The sequence below is a fragment of the Acaryochloris thomasi RCC1774 genome, from assembly GCF_003231495.1.
Taxonomy (GTDB): Bacteria; Cyanobacteriota; Cyanobacteriia; order Thermosynechococcales; family Thermosynechococcaceae; genus RCC1774.
In genome coordinates this window covers 41,299-61,707 of record NZ_PQWO01000010.1, presented here as the reverse complement: position 1 = coordinate 61,707, position 20,409 = coordinate 41,299, and the positions used below count along the sequence as shown (strand labels likewise).

The following is a 20,409-nucleotide window of genomic DNA, read 5'->3' as shown; positions in this document are numbered from 1 at the left end:
CTAGCTACGACTTTTCTCAACTGGAAGCTTCTCTTCAACTGGAAGCTGATCTGTGTTGTCAGCAACCAGAGATTTATCTTTCTCAGGCTGCTCAACGTCTAGCGATAATTCGGCAGGAGTCGTCACCGGATTGATTTTAACCAGAAGCGTCAGACCCGCTGCGACTAGCAAAAAGACACCTCCCATCACCACTGCCATCAATCGATTCTCGTGGAGAAGGTACTGCATGACCCACCCAGCCCCTAAAGCCACGGCAATCTCAGGCAACACCACAAAAATATTAAAGATTCCCTGAAAAACACCGCGTTGTTTGTCGGGAATAACCCCCGTGAGCATGGCATAGGGCATCGATAAAGCACTGGCCCAAGCGATGCCAAAACCGATCATGGCAATTAATAAGACGTACTGATCTCGAATCACGACCATTGACAGTAAGCTCGCTGCGCCGCAGAGCAGACAAACACTGTGGGTAATCTGGCGGCTGGTGCGCTTGGCCAGCAACGGCAGTAAAAATGAGACCCCAACACAGACCGCATTAAAAACGGCACAGCATAGACCTGCCCATTCAACTCCAGCGCTATAGAGAGGAGAGGCTTGACTCGTGGCTCCAAAAATATTGCGGGCCACAGCCGGAGGGAAATACATAAAGAAACAGAAAATCCCCATCCAGGTAAAGAACTGGACCCAGGCCAGTTGGCGCATAGTGGCAGGCATGCTTCGAATTGCCTTCCAGCTCTCTTGCAGACTATTGCGGAGCCCGCCCCGCTCCTCTTGGCGCTGCTCCAGAGCCTCAAGACTTTTGGGGGGATACTCCGGCGTCGTGATCACAGTCCAGACAATCGTGCTCAAAAACACAACAGCGCCCAGATAAAAGGACAGTTCTACCGTCTGCGGAATCTGATGCTGGACACTGGCAATGTTCGAAATGGCAAAGCCATGACTGAGAATCCAAGGGAAAGCAGACGCCACCACTGCTCCTGCTCCCACCATCAGGCTTTGAACAGCAAACCCTTGAGTGCGCTGCTTTTTTGGCAGCAAATCCCCGACGAAGGCGCGATAGGGCACCATACTAATATTGGCGCTGGCATCCAGCAGCCACAGCAGGGCCGCCGCCATCAATAAGGTTGAGCAATGGGGCATGAGGGCAAGCGCAAGGGCCGCCAGAATCCCCCCCACCAGCAGGTAGGGCCGCCGTCGCCCCAGCGGTCCCCAGGTGAAGTCACTTAAATTACCAATGACGGGCTGAATGAACAGGCCCGTGAGTGGAGCCGCAATCCAGAGAATGGGCAGTTGATGGGCTGTTGCTCCCAAATGCTCAAAAATGGCGCTCATATTGGCCATCTGAAGGCCCCAGCCAAACTGAATGCCCAGGAAGCCCACGTTCATGTTCCAAAGCTGTAGCCCCGTAAATTCCTCTTTGACAGATGCTGAGGGAATCGAAACAGCGGTCTGAATAGGGGGGTCCTGTGGTGAGTCCAGCAAGCGATTCGGATCCTCATGGCGATTAATGATGGTTCACCCCGGCCCTCGTCTCAATCTGTGCTGACGTTGCAGATGGGAGTGAATAACCTCTCCACAGTAACGAGTAATCGCAAAATGCTCCAATTCTGCCGGAGCATTTTGCGATTACGTCTGATGGCGCTGCAGAACAATAATATGTGGACCTACGATGGGGTTGCGGGCCACAAGCTGCCCCTGAAGATCTCGAAACTCTAGCGTCTTGAAGTCTAGACCGTCACTCCGTTGGAGAACGTCAAGCCCCATTTCATCTTGCTCTGTACTGCTGAGGTTATACCAGCGATCGCTGACCTGCACCACGAGACGATCCGCCTCAAAGTCAGCCTGCACCTGCGGAATCAAATCAGTGGAGTAGAGATCGCTAATCTGGGCCACCTGCTGCTGCACCGATAGCACCACTTTCTGTGGTTCTTCCGGCTCTGCTGGTAACGGTTCAACGGGTTCTTCAACAATAGCAGGTGCGGCAGGTGCCTCTAAGACAGGTTTTGGCGCTGGAACTGGAGCCGGTTTAGGCGCACTGACAATGGGCTGAGCTGGTGGCGACTGAGCGACAGGGGCCGCAGACGTTAACGAACTTATGAGCCACCAAATCAGAACGAGCGGTCCTACAATAATCGCTGTCAGAATTCGATCTGAGAGCGTCTTGAATGGCCCTGGTAGTCGAGGGCGCAGTAGCCCTAAAATCTTGCCCCATAGTGGCTGAACAACCTTAGTCCAGAAGGGCTTTAATATTTTTTTCCAAAGCCACTGAACGACTTTGACTAGGGGCTGTACGCGCTTCCAACCCGAGTCAAATTTTGCCTTGTTGTTGGTATAGGCTTTTGAGCCAACGATGGGCTTTTTAACGGTGTTGAATACCGATGTCAGGATTTGAGTGACTGTCTGAACCGCTTTTGTCACCGGGGATTTCGGCGGCTTAGGCTTCTGTGCCTCTGATGCCTGAGGCGTCTCTGTATTTTCTGGCGCAGCTTTTCGCTGTCGGCGGGCTTCTGGTGGCGGGGCCGCAGCGTTTGGCCTGCGGGCCTTGCGAGCCTCTGGGGCTGGCGCTACGCTTTGTGCAGCTCTTCTCTGTCTACGAGCTTCTCGAGCTGGGTCTGCATTTTGCGCAGCTTGCTTTTGTTTGTCTTGGACGTCTGCATCTGGAACTGGATCTGAAGCAGCCTTCTGCCCGCTGGATTCTGGAGGCTGGGCTGCTAGATCTTGTTCGACCTTCACTTCTGGGGCCTGGACTACATCTGGTTCGACCTTCTGCTGCGGGGCTTTTGGAGCCTGGGCAGCGTCTTGCGGTGTCGGTTGGTCCTGAGTCATACTAGCTCCGAGGTGGGGCAGGCTCCACTACATCTATGCCGCGCACAAACTTACCCCTATCTAAGCCTTAATCTACCATCAAAGTAGAGAGGCTCAAGGTGAGGAACACGGGTGCTGTCCTGAGGGTCATAGGGAAGAGTGACCAGAATACATTCATACTGATAGTTGGCTACAATTTTGCGGTTTCAGGCAGAGGCAGAGTGAGATACGCTACACGGTCTTGGAGATGGATTGGCAGTCTAGGAATGCTGATCTTTGCGGCAATGGCTACACCGACATCAGCAGCAGAGCAGATTTATGTTCAATACGCCGCTCTAGAGCTATCTGTTCCGGTCGCGGATCTGGAAATGTATGCCACGGAAGGACGGCTGAGTGGTGATCTGGCAACCTTTGCTGAATATCTATCACCTAAACAGCTTGAGCAGATCAGAGCGACGCTTAAGACAAAGCTAAACCTTCCGCCCGAAAATATTCCCAGTTTGCTGTCAACGCCCGTGGGTGAGGTGCTTTTAGCACGCGCCAGCAAAATCATACAGTCCAAGTCTGGTGGTGCGAGTCCAGAAGCTCTAAAGACAGCGCTGGTCTCAGCGGCCGCTGATCCGGATGGGTTAACGCTTTTGAGTTTGATGCGCAATTTCCCTGATGCAGGGATCCAGATAGATGTAACTGAAGGGCTAGCGCTTCTGCAAATGATGCGGCAGGTGATGCAGCAGACTAATGCGGCGGTGGCGCTGGTGCAGCAACGCTCGGCAGGTGCCGCTAGTCCTGATCAAAGCGTTGCGGAACTGCAGGCTTTGCAGCAACCCGGTTCTTTCACTTGGAAAACGCAAACGTTACGGCTTCAAGACAGAACCCCAAAACGATTACGGTTGACCGGCAAAGCTCGCCAGTTCCCTGCCGATCTCTATCTGCCTGATCGATCGGATCCGGCCCCTGTAATTGTAATCTCCCATGGTTTTAGCTCAGATCGGCTTGCCTATGCGTCTTTGGCTCAACACTTAGCCTCCCATGGGTTTGCCGTGGCTGTCCCCGAGCATCCAGGGAGTTCGGCGGCGCACACCCGCGCATGGTTAGCGGGTGAGGTTGGAGATATGTCGCAGGCGCTGGAGTTTATCGATCGTCCCCTGGACGTGACGTTCTTGCTTGATCAGTTGGCCCGACGCTCACCCGCCAGCCTTCGGAAACGTCTTAATCTTAAGCAGGTAGGCGTTGTGGGGCACTCATTTGGTGGCTACACGGGGCTTGCTTTAGGCGGTGGGACCCTCAATTTCTCAACACTACGCCAAGACTGTGGTCCTCAAGTTGAGGAGACGCTGAACATTTCCCAGATTCTTCAGTGTCAGGCTTTGGATGTACCGCTGAAAAAATATGCGCTAAGAGATTCGCGGGTCAAGGCTGTGCTGGCTATCAGTCCTATCACCAGCAGTATTTTCGGCTCTGAAGGCTTAGGACAGATCAATGCTCCAGTGATGATGGTGTCTGGAAGTATGGATACGGTGACGCCCAGTCTGCAGGAGCAGATTCAGCCCTTCACTTGGTTGCCGCAGACCCATAAATATTTGGTTTTGATCGAGTCGGCAAGTCACTTTTCGACTCAGGATGAGAGGCCGGCGGCTCAAACGCTCTGGACGCTTCCGCCCGAGTTTGTGGGGCCTACGCCCAATGTTGCTCGTCAATATTTGAAGGCTTTAGGCACGATATTTTTTCAGACGCATTTGCAGGGACAGCCTTCTGAAGCTCTCTCAAGTGGGGCTGTACAGCAGTTAAGTCAGTCTTCTTTGCCGCTGAGCCTGATTCGCCAGCTCTCGCCTCAGGACTTAATGCCGGTTTTAGAGACAGCGCGCGTGCCTCAATGATGCTTGAGTTCTTGAAGTCCTTTCCTGTTTAGGCTCTATACCTTTGTCGATTGATCTTTAGCGTGAGAGTTCCATCAGTGACGCAGTTCAAAAAATTCTGGCTAGGATGCCTAAGTGGTCTATGGCTGGCGGTGCTGGGTGGCCAGGCACCGATGGCACAGGCGGCTGAACGCATCTACATTTCTTTTTCTCTCTTCGAGCGTTCGATTGCGCTGAGAGACTTGGAGATCTTTGCCGAAGAGGGGCGAGTCCAGGGGAGTTTGGGAGCCTATACTCGCTTTTTCGACGATCAGCAGCTAGAGCAGTTCAGAGCGGGTTTGGTTGCTCCGATTGACCTGACACCATTGTCTGTGGCTCAGTTTTTGTATACGCCTGTGGGCGAGGGATTATTGCAGCGCGCAGGGCAGGTGGTGCGTCCCAAGTCGGGGCAGGGTCGTCTAACGGCACTCCGGTCTGCGTTGATTTTAGGGGCAGCGGATCCTGAAGGGCTGACGGCGCTTTCGGCAATACGCAACTTTCCTACCCAAGGGGTTCAGGTGGATCTACGGTCGGCTCTGGGGATCTTTGAGTCGGCTCAGCAAGTTCTCCAGGATACTCAGTTAGCGGTCAAGGCCATTCAGGCTGAACCCTCTGTGGTTCCTGAAGAGGATCTAATTGCGAGGGGCAAAACGCTACAGGTTCAGGGGGCCTATGCTTGGCAGAAGCAAACGCTAAAGTTGAATGATGACAGCGTCAAGAGACAGACCTATACGGGACGCACTCGGAAGTTCTTTGCAGATTTGTATGTTCCGAGGGCGAAGGCTGATGGGCCTCGACCTGTTATTGTCATTTCCCACGGCTTCAATTCCAATCGAGAGACCTATGCCTACCTTGCAGAGCATCTTGCTTCCCATGGCTATGTGGTTGCTGTGCCGGAGCATTCGGGCAGTAATACGGCTCAGCTACAGGCGCTCCTGGAGGGGCGTGCGCGTAATATTATCAAGCCAACGGAGTTTCTTGACCGGCCTCTAGATGTTTCGTTCTTGCTCGATGTGCTGGAGATGCGATCGCAAACCGATCCCAGCATCGGCCCCTTAAATTTGGAGCAAGTGGGCGTATTCGGTCAATCCTTTGGGGGGTATACCGCCTTAGCCCTAGGCGGTGCATCGCTGACCTTCAACCAGCTTTATGAAGACTGTGCCCAGCTCAGAAACACGCTTAACCTGTCTTTGCTGTTTCAATGTCAGGCTCGACTGCTGATTCCCAAACCCTATAAATTAGCAGATCCGAGAATTAAGGCCGTCGTTGCCGTGAACTCCATTGGCAGCAGTCTCCTGGGGTCTGATGCCTACGGCGAAATCGAAGTTCCCGTCATGCTTGTCTCTGGTAGCTCCGATACCGTAGCTCCTGCGCTCTCTGAACAAATTCGTCCCTTTAGCTGGTTAACCACTCCCAACAAGTATTTGCTCATGATGGTGGGTGGAAATCATTTTTCTACCATTGGAGTGCCTGCTACAGACGATCAAAACTCAATTGGAGAGATTTTAGACCTGCCCCTCGGCGGTCCCGCGCCTGATGAAGCGCGTCAAGATCTCAAAACACTGAGTTTGGCCTTCATGAATGCCTTTGTCACCAATCAACCCCAAAATCTGGAATACTTAACGCCGGGATACGTCTCCACCCTGAGCCAGCCTGCACTGCCCTTGGCGCTCACGCAAGATCTGATGTTAGAAGAGGCAGCGGCGGAAGAATAGAAACATGAAGGGGGAAATAAAAAATGCTGTTTGGCTTCTTAAATTTACACAAGCCTGCGGGCATGACCTCTCATGACTGTATCGGTAAAGTCCGGCGGCTTTTGAGCATGAAAAAGGTGGGGCACGGTGGCACGCTTGATCCGTCGGCGACCGGCGTGCTGCCCATTGCCCTAGGACGGGCTACCCGTCTGCTGACTTATTTACCCAGCGATAAGGTCTATCGAGCCGTGATCCGGTTAGGGATGACGACCACTACCGATGACTTAGCCGGTGATGTTATCGAAACAACAGAGGCCGGTCATATCACCCAAGCCATGCTGGAGTCAGCGCTGACGCATTTTCAAGGGCCGCTGCAGCAGATTCCACCAGCCTATAGTGCCATTCAAGTGGATGGCAAACGGCTTTATGATCTGGCGCGTCAGGGTAAACCGGTGCCGGTCAAACCACGTTCGGTAGAGGTTTATGACCTCAAGCTGCTGGACTGGCGACCGATGGGGGAGTGGCCGGAGGCTGAAGTCGAAATTGCCTGTGGAGCCGGAACCTATATTCGTTCTATTGCCCGTGACTTGGGGGTGATGCTGCAGGTCGGAGGGACCCTCGCACAGCTCAGTCGAACGCGCAGCGGTGGGTTCTCGCTGGTTGATAGTCTGACGTTTGCAGCACTAGAGACTCAGCTTGAACAGCAACAATTTCGTCCCATTCCGCCGGACGTGGGGCTGCAGATCCTGCCTACGCTAACCTTAACGGCAGACTTGGCGCAGCGATTTGTTTGGGGTCAAAAGCTTCCCATCGAGACCCATTCAGGATATCTGCAAGTCCATCATGAAACGGAGGGTTTTCTCGGGATTGGAAAATATGAAGACGGTCATCTAAAAGCAAAGGTTGTGTCTGCAGGCGCTACTCCCACGCGCAACGCATCAAATGCTGAGGGGACAGAAGGTTAAAGCCTTCAGAAAGGCTGTCCGGCCTTGCTACCGCACAGGTTGGGGAACGACTCTACTTTGCGATTTCTGGTGTCTCCACTACTTCTTTAGCCTGAAATAGATGCCACCGAGTTACCGTCGGACCGAACAGCTCAAAGACCACTGTGGTGCTGACAATCACCGAGAGTAACAGCGGTCCAATCTGGGGAAAATGCTCCAGGGCAATGACCGCTAACCCTAAAGCTACACCTGCTTGGGGGAATAGACACCAGCCAATATGTTTCTGGATCACAGGTTCGGCTTTGACCCAATGAGAGACGAATGTTCCTCCCACCACAAACCCTGCACAGCGGGCAACCATGTAAATAATGCCGATTAACCCTAGGGTGGTCAGCGCCGATAGCTGCAGTTCGCATCCTGCTAATAAAAAGAAGAAGACTAAAAAAGGTTCCCCGATGGTCTCGACGGTCGAGAAGACCTGGCGCATTGGAGGATGGTTACTCTTCGCCACCGTTATCCCTAGGACAATGCAGGCTAGCAGATAGGACACCTGAAACTGGTAGGCTAAGCCCGCACAGAGCAGAATCACCCCCAGAATCTTCAGTAGACTTGGTTCTTCTTCTTTATCAATGACTTCAGCGAGTTTGGTGGTGGGCCAGCCCAATGAAAATCCCAAGATAACGGCTCCGAAAATCTCCCAGCCTCCTAATAAAATCTCCTGCCATGACTGGCCTTGGTCCATCAGTGAGTCTGTGAAGATCAGAACCAAGGCAAACAAGGTAATGCTCAAAATATTGTCAACGGCCAAGACACTCACAATGGTTTGGGTCAGTGGACCTTTAGCCTTGGTCTCGCTAATAACATCCAGGGTCGCTGCCGGAGCCGAAGCTGGTGCTAGGGCTGCGAGCAAGAGACCCACAACCACATCTTTTTGGATCAGAAACACGCCTACAAAGACGAGGCTGGCGGCTGCAATGGTCTTGCCCAAAGAGATACTGAATACCGCAAGACCTTTTTCTTTAAGATCAAGGTCAATAAAGGCTTCCCCTAAGCGGAAGGCCACCATCGACAAAGCAATGTAGGCGATCGTGGGGAACATATTGATGACGGAAAGGGGGATGATATCCAACCCGGAGGGACCGACCAGTAAGCCGGTGAGCACAAGCAAAGTCACGCGTGGTAACTGTAGGTAGCGAGCAATTTCGTAGGCGTGCCCTCCAAACACAAGGAATAAACCTAGAAAAACTAGGTTGGAGAGGTCTTGGACTTCCATAGGGGCCTGTATAGGTGTGTTTGATAGTTTAGATGCTCAGCGCCCTTTCGAGCTATCTAACCCCATAGACTTCCAATTCTGCGCTTTTGTGATCTAACTTCATTGATGACACGCTTTAGATTTAGAGAATCGCGCTTTTACAGGCCCGAGACTCTTTATCAGGCACGGTTAAGCCCACATGATGGGCACCTAGAGTCATCGGGTCTTAGACATGGACGGGGTCTCCTGTGCATCCTGTCGAACTGTCGCCTTTATCAAAGAGATCTTATCCCGGGTCGTGGATCTAGATGGCAGCAGCAGTCCTGACCCCATATTTGGTCCACAAGCAATGTACTAAGCATTGGGTACGCTGTTGATGAGCTGAAAAATGTCGAGTGCTAAGGTCGCTTAACAGAACCCAGGAGAAGCAAGTTGACTCCAGTGTTTTGTCGCGATGATTCTGAGGGAGCGACGCTAGCTCGAATCTCGCAGATATAGCGAATCTTTATCACTATGCTTCAGCGGGGAAGCAGGAAATAGTGACAGTCGGCTTGCCGTCGGTGGACCAGTGGTTCAAAACAATCATTCTGGATCTGTTGCTTGCTCTCGGAGAGTCTAGCAGCAACTCTTCAGGGAGCAGTGGCGAATTGTCACAGAGGATGTTGCGATCGCAACCAACATCCGGTCCCAAGTGCCCCCCAAGCATCAACTTCATGGATGCAAGATGCAGCATCTGGATCAACAGCATAAACTGAGAATCCGGGCACCATTAACTCATCGCTCGGTAAGATCACTAGAACTCTAGCCTTAAGACCACCTCAGCTGCATCATCAAAGGACAGGAGCACATTCATTGATGGACGTATTGATTGGCCTATGTCTTGGGATTACCTTGAGTGCCGCCTGTGGTCTGAGAATCTTTATCCCCCCTTTAATCCTCAGCATTGCTGCCCTCATCGGCGACCTCCAGCTGCTGCCTAGTCTGCAGTGGCTGGGAACCTACCCTGCTTTGATGGTCTTAGCAACAGCCACCGTCATTGAAATCTTGGCCTACTACGTGCCGGGAATTAGCAATCTACTAGATCTGATTGAGATTCCCACAGCCATCGCCATTGGCACCGTCCTCACTGCAGCCAGCCTAGGCGATCTTAATCCCGTTCTCCAATGGTCGCTGGCACTTTTGGCTGGCGGCGGCTCAGCGGGAATTGTAGAAAGCGCCACTGCCGCCACTCGCTTTGCTGCCAACACTTTAACCGTGGGGACGGCCACCCCAGTTGTTTCAACTGCAGAAGCAGGGTTGTCGGTTCTTTTGACGTTGCTGGGTCTAGCGCTGCCTTTGTTCGCGGCCACAGCCGTAATCTTGATTATGATCGGCCTGATTAGGAAGGCGATCAACATGCTGCGTCGCGCACGGCATAAACGGCGCGAAGCTGCCCAGCGAAAGAGTCTGTCCAAGGTTCGAGTCTTTACGTAGGCAGGTCAAAAATGAGCTGCAGCACCCTCTCCGTTATCTGAACTCTGGTTCCTCGTTCCTCAATCGCGCTCAGGTGAGGCCACCTGTTGCACGTAAGGCTCCAGAGGATAAGCCTGACTCATGCGGGTCAACGCGGCTTCAATCTCAGAGAGATACTCATAGCCAAACCGCTCCTGAGTAGAGACCACTCGTTTAAGAGCATCTAGAATCGTCTGTTCGCATAGGTCAGAGCTTAGGCCAGTGGGGGTGTGATGGCCGATCATAAACTGGCGCAAAAAGTAGGCGTATCCCCCCGCCATCAGTCCTAGTAAAATCATTTTTTCCTGTCGCAGCAGCTCTAGCTCCTGCTCTTGGGCATCCGGTTTCGGCTCTTGCTGCATGAATCAATCTCTAACGGGCATAATCAACATTGCATCACCAAAGGAGTAAAAGCGATACCGCTCGTCAATGGCCTCTTGATAGAGAGTAAGCAGGCGCTGGCGACCGATGAGCGCACTCACCAGCATCATCAAACTCGACTTGGGCAAATGAAAGTTCGTAATCAACCCGTCTACGACCTGCCACTGATAACCGGGATAGATAAAAATCTGCGTTTTGCCTCGATAGGGCTGGAGTGTGCCCGACTGCGCTGCTCCCTCCAGGGCGCGGACGGCAGTTGTCCCCACTGCAATAATGCGGCCCCCTTGAGCCTGGGTCTGCTGAACGGCTGCAACTGTGGCGGGAGAAATGTCAATCCATTCGGCGTGCATCCTGTGATCGGTAATGTGGTCAATCTCGACGGGGCGGAAGGTGCCGAGACCCACATGCAAAGTAATCCAGGCTTGTTGGATGCCTTGAGCACTAAGCTGTTCTAGCAACTGAGGTGTAAAGTGCAGGCCAGCGGTGGGGGCCGCGACGGCTCCGGGTTGTTCAGCGAAGACGGTTTGATATTGTTCAGGTGCGGCGCTGGAATGGTGAATATAGGGAGGGAGCGGGAGCTGCCCTAGCTGATGGATCTTGGCCTCTAAAACTTTGCCAGAATCGACATGAAACTGGATAATGCGCCCCCGTGTTTCTGCATCTGTTTCTAGAACCGTTGCCTGCAGGCTCGGTTGTTCCGGATTGCCAAAGATAATATTGGCTCCTGGTTTGAGCCGCCGACCGGGTTTGACAAGCGCTAGCCAGCATTGGTCGGGTCGAGGTTCTAACAGCAGAACCTCGACGGGAATTTGACCGCCCTTGCTTGAAAGCTTATAACCCAAGAGTCGCGCTGGAATAACGCGGGTATTGTTGAGTACTAGCAAATCGCCGGATCGCAGAAGCTGAGGGAGCTCGTAGAAGTGTCGGTGCTGGTGGGTGGTGGGTTCAACAACGAGCAGACGTGACCGATCGCGGGGCACCATCGGTGTCTGGGCAATCAAGGTCTCTGGGAGGGTGTAGTCGTAGGCGCTCAGACAGTGATCTTGGGAGTAGGGTGCGTTAGACATGCTGGGCACAAAATCGCGATGAAGAAGAATGGCGTTAGGCTAAAATACTTAGTCAGAGAGAGGATCTCAGCCAGTTCTTAAGGGGTTTTCTCAAGTTTGGGTATAACTCCCTAATTATTATGGGGGTTCTTCGGTATCCGGCATAGAAAATCCCGCTGACAATAGAAGAAGACAGGTGTAACAGGTGCTAGCAAGAGGGCCTCAAGAGCACCCACGGAGAAAATGGCATGGACTATCTCTACAGCTTTAGTAATTCAACACTCGTACTGCGCGCGATTCAACATCTGCGTAGCAGCCCGCATTTACCGACCCAGTTTGTGAGTGTTATTCATCGGTTAAACGGCTGGATTTTGCGGGTCCAGGCGGCCGGATGGACTGAGCAGGCTGAAGGTGACTTTCAAGCCTTCCTGATGGAGCTGGGTGTCTCCTACTCCCCCAATGTTAGGGTCCGCAATGTTCTAGAAGCGCTGGAAGATGGGCAGTCTCCGGTGACGGTGATGGAGCGCTATCAGGTGGCGGTCATTGCCCATGGTGCACCGGATTTAACAGAGATCAAGGCCTTCAGAGAGCAGTTTATCAAGGGTCTGGGCTATTGTCCGGAGACGTTGGCTTAGGAGCGCGGGTGCGCCTGTCTTGAGTATTTTGTCAGTATTCTGCACAATCTCTCTATCAAGTGCCGAATAGGTTTCGGCAGATGGCATGGGTTTCCATTGTCGAGGGTATTCTTAGGTTAGGCTTGCGGCCTCGCTGCCCCCTTTGTCAACGCTGGGCGACAGCAGTTTTTTGCTCAGATTGTTTGTCTCAACTACAGGTGTGCCAAAGTAAGTGTTCGAGCACTACGGTGTTGGCATGGGGGAACTATGCGGGTGCTCTAAAACGAGCGATCGCACTCCTCAAGTATGACGGCAGAGCTGAAATCGCACGTCCGTTGGGTCAGTGGTTGGCACAATCGTGGCTACAGCAGGAGGTGCTCCAGCAATGTGTTGTGGTGCCGATTCCGCTCCATGATCAGCGTCGATCTCAACGGGGCTATAACCAGGCAGAGTTGATTGCCCGTAGCTTTTGTCAGGTGACCGGGTTGAAGATGCGATCGCAAGCCTTAATCCGCCGTCGAGCCACCCAAGCCCAATTTGGTCTGACCATCACCGAACGTCAGCGCAATCTAGAGCAAGCCTTTGCCCTGGGACCGGACTTCAAGCGTCAGCGACCTAAATGGCCTGTACTGTTACTGGACGATATATATACCACTGGGGCCACTATCAAAGCCGCCACCCAGGTTTTACAGAAATCAGGCATTCAAGTACACGGTACTGTTGCAGTTGCCCAAGCGCAACGCTTCAACCGTTCCAGCCAGAGCCAGCAAAATACTAGCTAAAGATATAGGCAGAGCGCAGTGCCCATCCAATCAAAACAGCAATAGAACCTAATACGATCACCGCAGACAGAGCGATCGTGACAGGTTTATCGGCACCCTCAAACTTCATGATGCCACGGTCAAAATCTGAAGACATATTGCTCGATCCTCTCTCCAAGTCTAAATGAAGCCCGTTGGGTTATTGCAATCTGTAGTGTAGACCATTCAAATTGAGAAAGTGACTCGATCTGATGATGTCGAGATTAAGTTTTAGATCTGCAGCGTTGCAGAAGGTGAGCTTAGCTCCAGTCCATCGCTAGATGTTTCCCAGGTACAGCCATCAAGTGCCATCTGTTCTATCAGGCTAGCTAGCCGCAGAGCCTTGAGGGCCTGAGCCCCGCCCACTGACGGCTGATCGCCACCTCGCACACAGTTTACAAAATGCTCTAACTCCGCATGAAGGGGTTCAATATTACTCGTAGAGACCTGCTCAATGAGGCCATCCTGGCGGTAGAGAACCTGTCCGTGGGCCGCCATGCAGCTTGCTGTGACCTGTCGGTGAATCTGAATATCGTTGTTCAAGAAATCGGCTTCGGTCAGTGAGTTTTTACAGTGAGCCACTATCCGTCGCTGCTTGCGATGGGTCACCTTACTAGAGGTAAGCGTGGCGACAATGCCGTTGGCAAACCCCAGCGTAGCCGTCACGTAGTCGAGATAGCCCGGTCCTGACTGGCTGCCGCTGGCCGTCAGCTTAATAACGGGAGCGGCTGCAATTTCCTGCAGCAGATCGATGTCGTGGATCATCAAATCTAGAACCACTGAGACATCGTTTGCTCGATCGGAGTAAGGACTCATGCGATGGGCTTCGAGGGCTAGCACTTCTTCTGTTTTTAGAACGTTGGTCAGTTCTTGAAAGGCTGGGTTAAAGCGCTCAATATGGCCCACCTGCAGAATGCACTGTTGTTGGGCTGCAGTATTGACGAGAGATTCGGCTTCCGCAATACTGGCGGCGATTGGTTTTTCAATTAAGACATGGATGCCAGCCTGCAAGCAGGTCATCCCGACTTCGTGATGCAGTCGGGTCGGGACTGCGACGCACACTGCATCAACGTGGGGCAGCATCGAGCGATAGTTGTGAAAAAACTGCACCTGATATTTGCTGGCGGTGTCAATGCCCCGTTCGCGATCAAGGTCAGAAATACCAATGAGTTCGACATCTTTGAGCAAGCTCAGCACTCGAGTGTGGTGCTGGCCCATGTTGCCTACGCCGATCACGCCGACGCGCACGGGCTGTAGTGGCGTCCGCCCCATCAGAAAGGATTTGGATGACAACTGTTGTTTCACTTCCCTGTTTCCCCCAGTTCCTCACAGCATATTCAGGGATAAACCGATAGCTATTTGTTGCCACGGATATTAATACAATACCTCTAAATATGAAGAAACTTAAACGACTGGTAAGGTTCCTCGAGAGAGATGTGAAGTGATCTGAACAGGGGAGCTATTGGTACTGAGACTTTTGTCGGTTCTTCACCGCAGAGTCACGAGGCTCTCATCATCAAGGCAGTCCAACTTTCCATCTACAATCAATTCTGTTAATAGGCAGGAATGTTGCTTGAAGACAGATTCTCTTTTCTACCGAATTTTCCAGACTGCACCCAGTATCTTTTTTGAACTCTTGGGCCAGCCTGCGCAAGCTGCTCAGAATTACCAGTTCCGCTCCGTTGAGCTGAAGCAAGTTGCATTCCGCATTGATGGTGTGTTTTTACCCCAGCCAGATGCGATTGACCCTACCGTTTGGTTTGTGGAGGTTCAGGTTCAGTCTGATCCAGAGTTCTACCACCGCTTCTTCTCAGAGATTTTCCTGTTTTTGCAGCAGTATCCGCAGGCGGTTGACTGGCGAGCCGCTGTTCTATTTGCGAAGCGTAGTACTGAGCCATCTCAGTCTCATCTTTTTCGTTCTTTACTCGATTGCCCACAGGTACAGCGGATCTATTTGGAAGATTTGCAAACCGTTGAGACTGATTCGTTGGGTGTCGGTTTAGTGCAGCTTATTGTTGCTAGGCCGCAGACCGCCGAGATGCAGGCTCAGAGACTCGTTGAACAGGCTCGAAGCCAGCGGAGTGCAACGCCTAAAATTCGAGAGATAATAGAGATGATTGAAACGATTATGGTTTACAAGTTTCCGAAACTCAGTCGAGAGGAGATTGAACGTATGTTTAGCCTTGGGGAATTGAGACAAACAAAGGTCTATCAAGAGGCTTTGCAGGAAGGCCGTCAGGAAGGTCGTCAGGAAGGTCGTCAGGAAGGTCGTCAGGAAGGAGAGGTTGCGCTCATATTGCGGTTGCTCAATCGACGATTTGGAACGATTTCATCCCCAGTAGATGCACAGATTCGGGGGTTGCCTATCTCTCAGTTAGAAAATTTAAGTGATGCGCTGCTGGATTTTTCGGACCAGACTGATTTGGTCAATTGGCTGGCTCGTAATGCGTGATCTGCTGTCACAGATTTCAGAAGGGTGTGTGCAGATCGCCCGAAATTGGGGATATTAAGATCGATTCTGTCCCTAATTTGAGTTAGAGCATGAGTGATCGCACGTCCTATTCTGAGACCTATTTCCAGTATCTTGATGCTCTGGGTGTTGAGGTGGTATCTGAGATGAGGGGTGGAGTCATAGAGATCTTGGAGCAGACGGATTGGGAGAATCCGAAGACTGAGTTGGATTGCAATAATGTGGGGGTCATGGCTCTAATTGAGGCTGAGCGGTCTGATGATGGGATGATGCGATCGTTTTATGTCGAGATGGCGGTGGATGCCTTGCAACAAGGAGGTAGTCATTCGCTTTGTCAGGTTCATCTAGCTTTACTGCAAAGCATGCTGGGAGATCGTGAAACAGCCTGTGACATCTCTTTCAATTTAATTCTGAGTGCGTTGCAGCCAATTTCTCTGCTTTCAGACGTGCCGAAGGGACTGATGTATCGACCTCTAACTTGGCAGATAACTAGCGAAGATATGCAGAGTTGGTTTGCCAACATGATGGAAGAGCAGACAGCATTTGCCCAGGGGCTGAAGTTGGCGAGTGAAGTGCTGTGGAGATCGCAGTTTGTCTTTTATAGCCCAACAGGCTTTCGGTTTCTGCAACTTGCCAATCAAACAATTCTCAGCTCTGTGTCAATTAATCTAAGGGCAGGAGTTTCAGGCATCATGAACGGGGCTTGGGAAAGTCTGATGTATCTTCATCGAGCCGCAGAATTAGCGCCCCAGGAAATGTCTGTACTCCAGGCGCTTCATATTGCGTATCGTGATTTGGGGCAGTGCCAAACTGCTGAGCATTGGTTGACAACTGCCCAGAGTTTAACGAGTGGCAATTTGCACGACGCCTCTGAGCAGTGGACTCAAGTGACGGCGGAGCAACCGAATACCTATGTTGCGTTTGACCAAGAGATTACGCTTGCTGTTGAGCCTAGCTTTCGTAGCATTGTGACGAGTGTGCTGCTGGCGGAAGGGGACTGGTTCGAGGATGAGATGGAATTTTGGCGGCATTGGCTGCAGCCAGGGATGACTGTGATTGATGTGGGAGCCAATGTGGGCGTGTATACGTTTAGCGCCGCTAAGCGGGTTGGTTCTGAGGGACGGGTGATTGCTGTGGAACCCTTCTCAGGCTGTATTCGTTGCTTGGAGGAGACTCGCCTAGTGAACCAGTTTGATTGGGTGACGATTTATGCGGGGGCTGCTAGCGATCGTAACGGTACCTCCTATTTATCGCTCAATTCAGCGAGTGAGTTAAATGAGCTGGTTGCGGAAGAGAATGCCCCAGATGGAGCAGAGAAGGTGAATTGTTTTACGCTGGATGAGATTTGTAATCGCGAAAATCTTCAGCAGATAGACTTTCTAAAGATTGATGCTGAAGGGCATGAGCTATCTGTGCTTGCAGGAAGTAAAACACTATTAGCAAAGTTCAAACCTATTATTCTTTACGAAAATATTGCTGGCAGTCAGGGCAGCAACCTCGAAGTGACGAACTATCTGAAGAAGGAGGGCTATCAAATCCACGGTTATCAGCCATTTACAAAAGCCTTGATTCCCCTTGCCTCATTGAGAGACTATCAGGATCGCCTCAATTTAATTGCATGGCCTCAGGACTTACCACTCACTCAGCCAGTTAGCTGAGTGCAGAGTCCCTCCACGACCGCATAGCTTTGCCGTTAGCTGACTTGTTCGGTGTACTTGGCCCACATCTGGCAGTAGGCGTTTTCCATCTCGCAAGTAAATTTCTTGGCATCCCAAAGGGGTGAGGTGTGTCTCGATTGCTTGAGCTGCCAAGCAACTTTCTTGCGCAGTGCTTCATCTGTGCCCAGGCGGATGCCCCATTCTATATATTCTTCGTCAGTCCAAGCTATGCCTTCAGCAACACCTACGTTCATCATGAAGGCATAGCTATTACGGGCTGCGAACTGCTCACCTACGCGAGTAACTAAAGGAATACCCATCCATAACGTTTCTAAAGTTGTAGTTGCACCATTGTATGGATAGGTATCTAGAACGACATCGGCAATTTGTAAATTGGCTCGATGAATTTCTTCTGAAGGGAAAGTTGGCAAAAAACGAAAACGGTCGAAACTTACACCTTCCTGCTCAGCTATATCTGCAAAAAAGGCTTGGACAGAATCTCCATCAGATAATCCTCTCACCAGGAAAAAACTACCAGGAACTTCGCGCAGGATCTTCATCTGCAAGTGAACTGTTTTTTGGTGTCGCTTATATCCTGTCTGAGAGCTAAAAAAGACAACAGCGTCGTTGGGAATACTTAAATGACAACGACGTAACGTGGGTGTGCTAGCTTCAAAGCCATCAACCGCGACGTATGTCTTAGGTAAACGCCAGATTTTTGAGGTGTAATAATCGTGAGCAGTATCAGGCAAAACATATTGATCCGCCATGAAATAATCAATTACTGGTACACCAGATGCATCTGATCCCAACCAAGTAACTTGGATAGGCGCAGGCTTCAACATCATGACAGAACAGATTTTCTTAGAAGTAATACTATCTAAATCCACCAAAATATCAATTTCATCTTGCTGGATATGCTTTGCTATTTCTGTAGGTTTTGCGTCAGGGGAGACATGAACAAAATTCTGTACCTGATTGGCAATAAAGTTCTGTAAATCATCATCTGTACGCTTAAGCGAATAAGCATATATGTGAAACTTATCGGAATTATGATACTGAAAAATCCACCGAGACAACCATGCAACAGAGTGCCTGCGGAAACAAGATGATATATATCCTATTCGCAGAGGCCTGTTAGATTGATGCCGCTTCTCCGTATCTATCGATTGCCTAGAAAAATTCGTGCAAGAAGACTGAATTATTTGCTTTCGAATGATGTTATGTGCTGCTGGATTATCTGAGAAGTAGGGACTTACTCCTGTAATCACGAGCAGGCGCATTGATTTATCTAAGTCAAGACTGGGAGATTCGCTCAGAAAACTTTGAATTAGATGATGGCACTCTCGATAGGAACTTTCTGCTTCTAGCCACTTGCCGCCAGACAAAAGAAATCCTTTTACAAGGAGATAGATTGCCGAGATCCTATCAAATTTAGTTCTAGAGACCTCAACAAGTTGTTTCCCATACTCAATGCTTCTATTGTATTGACCTATCTCTTGATAGAGAGAGATTAGGTTAATTAAGACAGATGAGTTTTGAGGTGAGAAGTCTAGACATAAATGAACTAGCCTAATAACGTTTTCTCTGCGAATAGAGTGATTTTGCTGAATATCATTAATGATCGAGAAAAGAATACTGGCTAATTTTTGTGAGTTTGTGTATTTCTCTATACAGATCTCTATAAAATCAACAGCAGCAGTAGAATGAGGGGAATTTATGAGTAGGCTGCTTACTACTTTTGGCAACGCATCGCTATCGAAATGTTCATGCTGGCCAATTAAATCTATAACTTGATAGATTAGTTCGTCAGACTCTGCAAGAAATCCTAAGTTGGCAGAATGATCAAGAGCTATCAAGAGGTTCTCTAAATCATCAGGGTCAATCTCTTGGATGTATTTTCGAACCAACCATGCTGATTGCATATTGAAGGCTGTCTCGAGCCTTTCTACTTCAAATTTTAGAATGCTTAAAAGAGAAAGTGTGCCGTCTTCTGTAAACTCTACTACCCCTTCGAGCCATGTCGCCTGAGCTTCAGACTCCTGCTCTATCAGCAGCAGTGATAAACCCAAGTACCAGTAATGTGTGCTGATCTTAGGTTGTAGCGAAACTAACTGGTCATAGAGTTGAGCGGCTTCAGAATACCTGCCTTCAGAGAAAGAAGACTTTGCTGCTTGGACTAAGTTTTTCGCTTGATCGCTTGAATAAGTATTATCCATAAGCTAATCGAAATCTATTTATCAGTCAATTTTACTGCTTCCAGTATCGCAGGCAAGCGTTGTATCGACTACGTTCACGGTTCCACCACTACCAAGAGAGCTGTCGCTTTGACAAATAACTGATGTCAATACTGACTCATTGGGCTGAGATACTGCAGAAGCATAGCGCCTTAAGTCATTATTCCCTGCTCCAGGAACTGCTCGATGCTCTGCATATAGAGAAGTAGGAGTGCCTTCAACTGAATAGGTGTAAAATTTACCGGTAACTCTTACATCTAAATCGCCTAAGCTCGTTGCAAAAGCGTTAGTCTCTAGCCGATAGGCTGCTTGCGCTGTCTTGATATTTCCTAGATGCGATTTTGCTTCAGATCCTTTAGCCTTAGAAGCTTGATTTAAGTAGCTGGGTAAAGCTATTGCTCCCAATGCGCCAATAATAACAATTGCTACTAGTAACTCAATCAGTGTAAAGCCTTTATTCCGATATAATAGATTGAGCATTAACATTGTTTTCAATTAGATAAATTGCAATAAAATACCGAAGCTGTAGCGTTTTGATATTTGAGGATTAATGTTTTATGTGCAATGTTTGCTGACAATACTCCGGACAGTTTTCAGAACGTAGCCATAAGGCTTTCAGTATATGGAGTGTAGGAAACATCGAATTAAATGCAACTCAGGTTCAGACCTGACTTTGATTTAATGATCATTGGTACTCCGTAACCCTAGAGGAATGGTCATCCAGGCACTAAAAAAGTGTCCGGACTATTGTGCTAAGGTGCACTGCACTGATAATATTGCTAGAACTTTGAAGTTCTAGTAAAGTAAAGTCTTTGAAATTTTGATTGTCTCGTCAACGAGAGCAACTAGCTATAGGTATTAGCTGGCTTATATGTTTTTGTCGAGAGCAAGCCTCTGAAATGCAATTGACTGCTCAGTTTGTTTTCATATTTGTAAATTGACTCTCTGAAAGCCAATGGAAGCATCGATTACCTAGGTTTGGGCTTGAAGTGAGACTTGCAATTTGCACTTCACTGCTGCAACAGTAGGATTTGCCTTCTGTAGGTTCTTCATATAATCCAAACTTTATGGTCTGAAAATATTCGGAATGTGTGATATGTACTACTGTAGTGTTAAAGATTT

At 50.1% G+C, this 20,409-nt stretch carries 18 protein-coding genes; 8 read left to right on the top strand and 10 right to left on the bottom strand.

From position 1 onward, the window contains the following. Together C1752_RS15825 and C1752_RS15820 are read right to left on the bottom strand one after the other, a co-directional pair. Nucleotides 1–1,479 carry an MFS transporter gene (locus C1752_RS15825; RefSeq protein WP_370664153.1) on the bottom strand — a complete coding sequence of 493 codons (1,479 nt, stop codon included), beginning with the start codon at nucleotides 1,477–1,479 and terminating at the stop codon, nucleotides 1–3. A 147-nt stretch (nucleotides 1,480–1,626) separates the two neighbouring features. Next, nucleotides 1,627–2,826 (bottom strand): hypothetical protein, encoded by a 1,200-nt coding sequence (locus C1752_RS15820; protein ID WP_110987029.1) that lies wholly within the window; start codon nucleotides 2,824–2,826, stop codon nucleotides 1,627–1,629. 200 nt (nucleotides 2,827–3,026) lie between these two features. On the opposite strand from C1752_RS15820, the gene C1752_RS15815 reads away from it, so the two are divergent. From C1752_RS15815 to truB, 3 genes are all read left to right on the top strand, one after another. Then, on the top strand, nucleotides 3,027–4,682 hold the full coding sequence (locus tag C1752_RS15815) for an alpha/beta hydrolase (protein ID WP_146242357.1): 1,656 nt from the start codon (nucleotides 3,027–3,029) through the stop codon (nucleotides 4,680–4,682). 77 nt (nucleotides 4,683–4,759) lie between these two features. Further along, nucleotides 4,760–6,415, top strand: a complete 1,656-nt coding sequence (locus C1752_RS15810) for an alpha/beta hydrolase (protein WP_110987027.1) — start codon at nucleotides 4,760–4,762, stop codon at nucleotides 6,413–6,415. A gap of 26 nt (nucleotides 6,416–6,441) precedes the next feature. Further along, entirely contained in the window at nucleotides 6,442–7,359 is a 918-nt protein-coding gene (truB, locus tag C1752_RS15805; RefSeq protein WP_110987147.1) for a tRNA pseudouridine(55) synthase TruB, read from the top strand. A 52-nt stretch (nucleotides 7,360–7,411) separates the two neighbouring features. Here truB and C1752_RS15800 read toward each other — a convergent pair whose 3' ends face one another. Both C1752_RS15800 and C1752_RS28490 read right to left on the bottom strand, forming a co-directional pair. Then, nucleotides 7,412–8,611: a cation:proton antiporter gene (locus tag C1752_RS15800; protein ID WP_233501633.1), complete on the bottom strand. Its 1,200-nt coding sequence runs from the start codon at nucleotides 8,609–8,611 to the stop codon at nucleotides 7,412–7,414. A gap of 490 nt (nucleotides 8,612–9,101) precedes the next feature. Then, complete coding sequence (locus C1752_RS28490; RefSeq protein ID WP_158535109.1) at nucleotides 9,102–9,305, bottom strand: hypothetical protein; 204 nt, start codon at nucleotides 9,303–9,305, stop codon at nucleotides 9,102–9,104. Between the two features lie 140 nt (nucleotides 9,306–9,445). Between C1752_RS28490 and C1752_RS15790 the strand changes: the two genes are divergently transcribed. Next, nucleotides 9,446–10,063, top strand: a complete 618-nt coding sequence (locus C1752_RS15790; RefSeq protein WP_110987024.1) for a DUF4126 domain-containing protein — start codon at nucleotides 9,446–9,448, stop codon at nucleotides 10,061–10,063. 59 nt (nucleotides 10,064–10,122) lie between these two features. Here the strand turns inward: C1752_RS15790 and C1752_RS15785 are convergent, their stop codons facing one another. Together C1752_RS15785 and queA are read right to left on the bottom strand one after the other, a co-directional pair. Further along, complete coding sequence (locus tag C1752_RS15785) at nucleotides 10,123–10,443, bottom strand: hypothetical protein (protein WP_110987023.1); 321 nt, start codon at nucleotides 10,441–10,443, stop codon at nucleotides 10,123–10,125. 3 nt (nucleotides 10,444–10,446) lie between these two features. Next, nucleotides 10,447–11,529: a tRNA preQ1(34) S-adenosylmethionine ribosyltransferase-isomerase QueA gene (queA, locus tag C1752_RS15780; protein ID WP_110987022.1), complete on the bottom strand. Its 1,083-nt coding sequence runs from the start codon at nucleotides 11,527–11,529 to the stop codon at nucleotides 10,447–10,449. 227 nt (nucleotides 11,530–11,756) lie between these two features. On the opposite strand from queA, the gene C1752_RS15775 reads away from it, so the two are divergent. Both C1752_RS15775 and C1752_RS15770 read left to right on the top strand, forming a co-directional pair. Then, nucleotides 11,757–12,143: a hypothetical protein gene (locus C1752_RS15775; RefSeq protein ID WP_110987021.1), complete on the top strand. Its 387-nt coding sequence runs from the start codon at nucleotides 11,757–11,759 to the stop codon at nucleotides 12,141–12,143. Nucleotides 12,144–12,370: 227 nt separating this feature from the next. Then, the gene (locus C1752_RS15770; protein ID WP_233501632.1) at nucleotides 12,371–12,904 is read left to right on the top strand and encodes a ComF family protein; all 534 of its coding nucleotides are present in this window, start codon (nucleotides 12,371–12,373) and stop codon (nucleotides 12,902–12,904) included. Here C1752_RS15770 and C1752_RS28990 read toward each other — a convergent pair. Together C1752_RS28990 and C1752_RS15765 are read right to left on the bottom strand one after the other, a co-directional pair. Further along, nucleotides 12,897–13,040 carry a hypothetical protein gene (locus tag C1752_RS28990; RefSeq protein ID WP_199464416.1) on the bottom strand — a complete coding sequence of 48 codons (144 nt, stop codon included), beginning with the start codon at nucleotides 13,038–13,040 and terminating at the stop codon, nucleotides 12,897–12,899. The two genes, C1752_RS15770 and C1752_RS28990, sit on opposite strands and share 8 nt — an antisense overlap. A 113-nt stretch (nucleotides 13,041–13,153) precedes the next feature. After that, nucleotides 13,154–14,194, bottom strand: coding sequence for a Gfo/Idh/MocA family oxidoreductase (locus C1752_RS15765; RefSeq protein WP_110987019.1), 1,041 nt, complete (start codon nucleotides 14,192–14,194; stop codon nucleotides 13,154–13,156). Between the two features lie 301 nt (nucleotides 14,195–14,495). On the opposite strand from C1752_RS15765, the gene C1752_RS15760 reads away from it, so the two are divergent. Both C1752_RS15760 and C1752_RS15755 read left to right on the top strand, forming a co-directional pair. Then, complete coding sequence (locus C1752_RS15760) at nucleotides 14,496–15,374, top strand: Rpn family recombination-promoting nuclease/putative transposase (RefSeq protein ID WP_110987018.1); 879 nt, start codon at nucleotides 14,496–14,498, stop codon at nucleotides 15,372–15,374. 89 nt (nucleotides 15,375–15,463) lie between these two features. Continuing rightward, nucleotides 15,464–17,050, top strand: coding sequence for an FkbM family methyltransferase (locus C1752_RS15755; RefSeq protein WP_110987017.1), 1,587 nt, complete (start codon nucleotides 15,464–15,466; stop codon nucleotides 17,048–17,050). Nucleotides 17,051–17,085: 35 nt separating this feature from the next. On the opposite strand, the gene C1752_RS29355 is transcribed toward C1752_RS15755, so the two are convergent. Further along, nucleotides 17,086–19,269: an O-linked N-acetylglucosamine transferase, SPINDLY family protein gene (locus tag C1752_RS29355; protein ID WP_110987016.1), complete on the bottom strand. Its 2,184-nt coding sequence runs from the start codon at nucleotides 19,267–19,269 to the stop codon at nucleotides 17,086–17,088. Between the two features lie 21 nt (nucleotides 19,270–19,290). Further along, on the bottom strand, nucleotides 19,291–19,773 hold the full coding sequence (locus C1752_RS15745; protein WP_110987015.1) for a type IV pilin-like G/H family protein: 483 nt from the start codon (nucleotides 19,771–19,773) through the stop codon (nucleotides 19,291–19,293). Nucleotides 19,774–20,409: the final 636 nt, after the last annotated feature.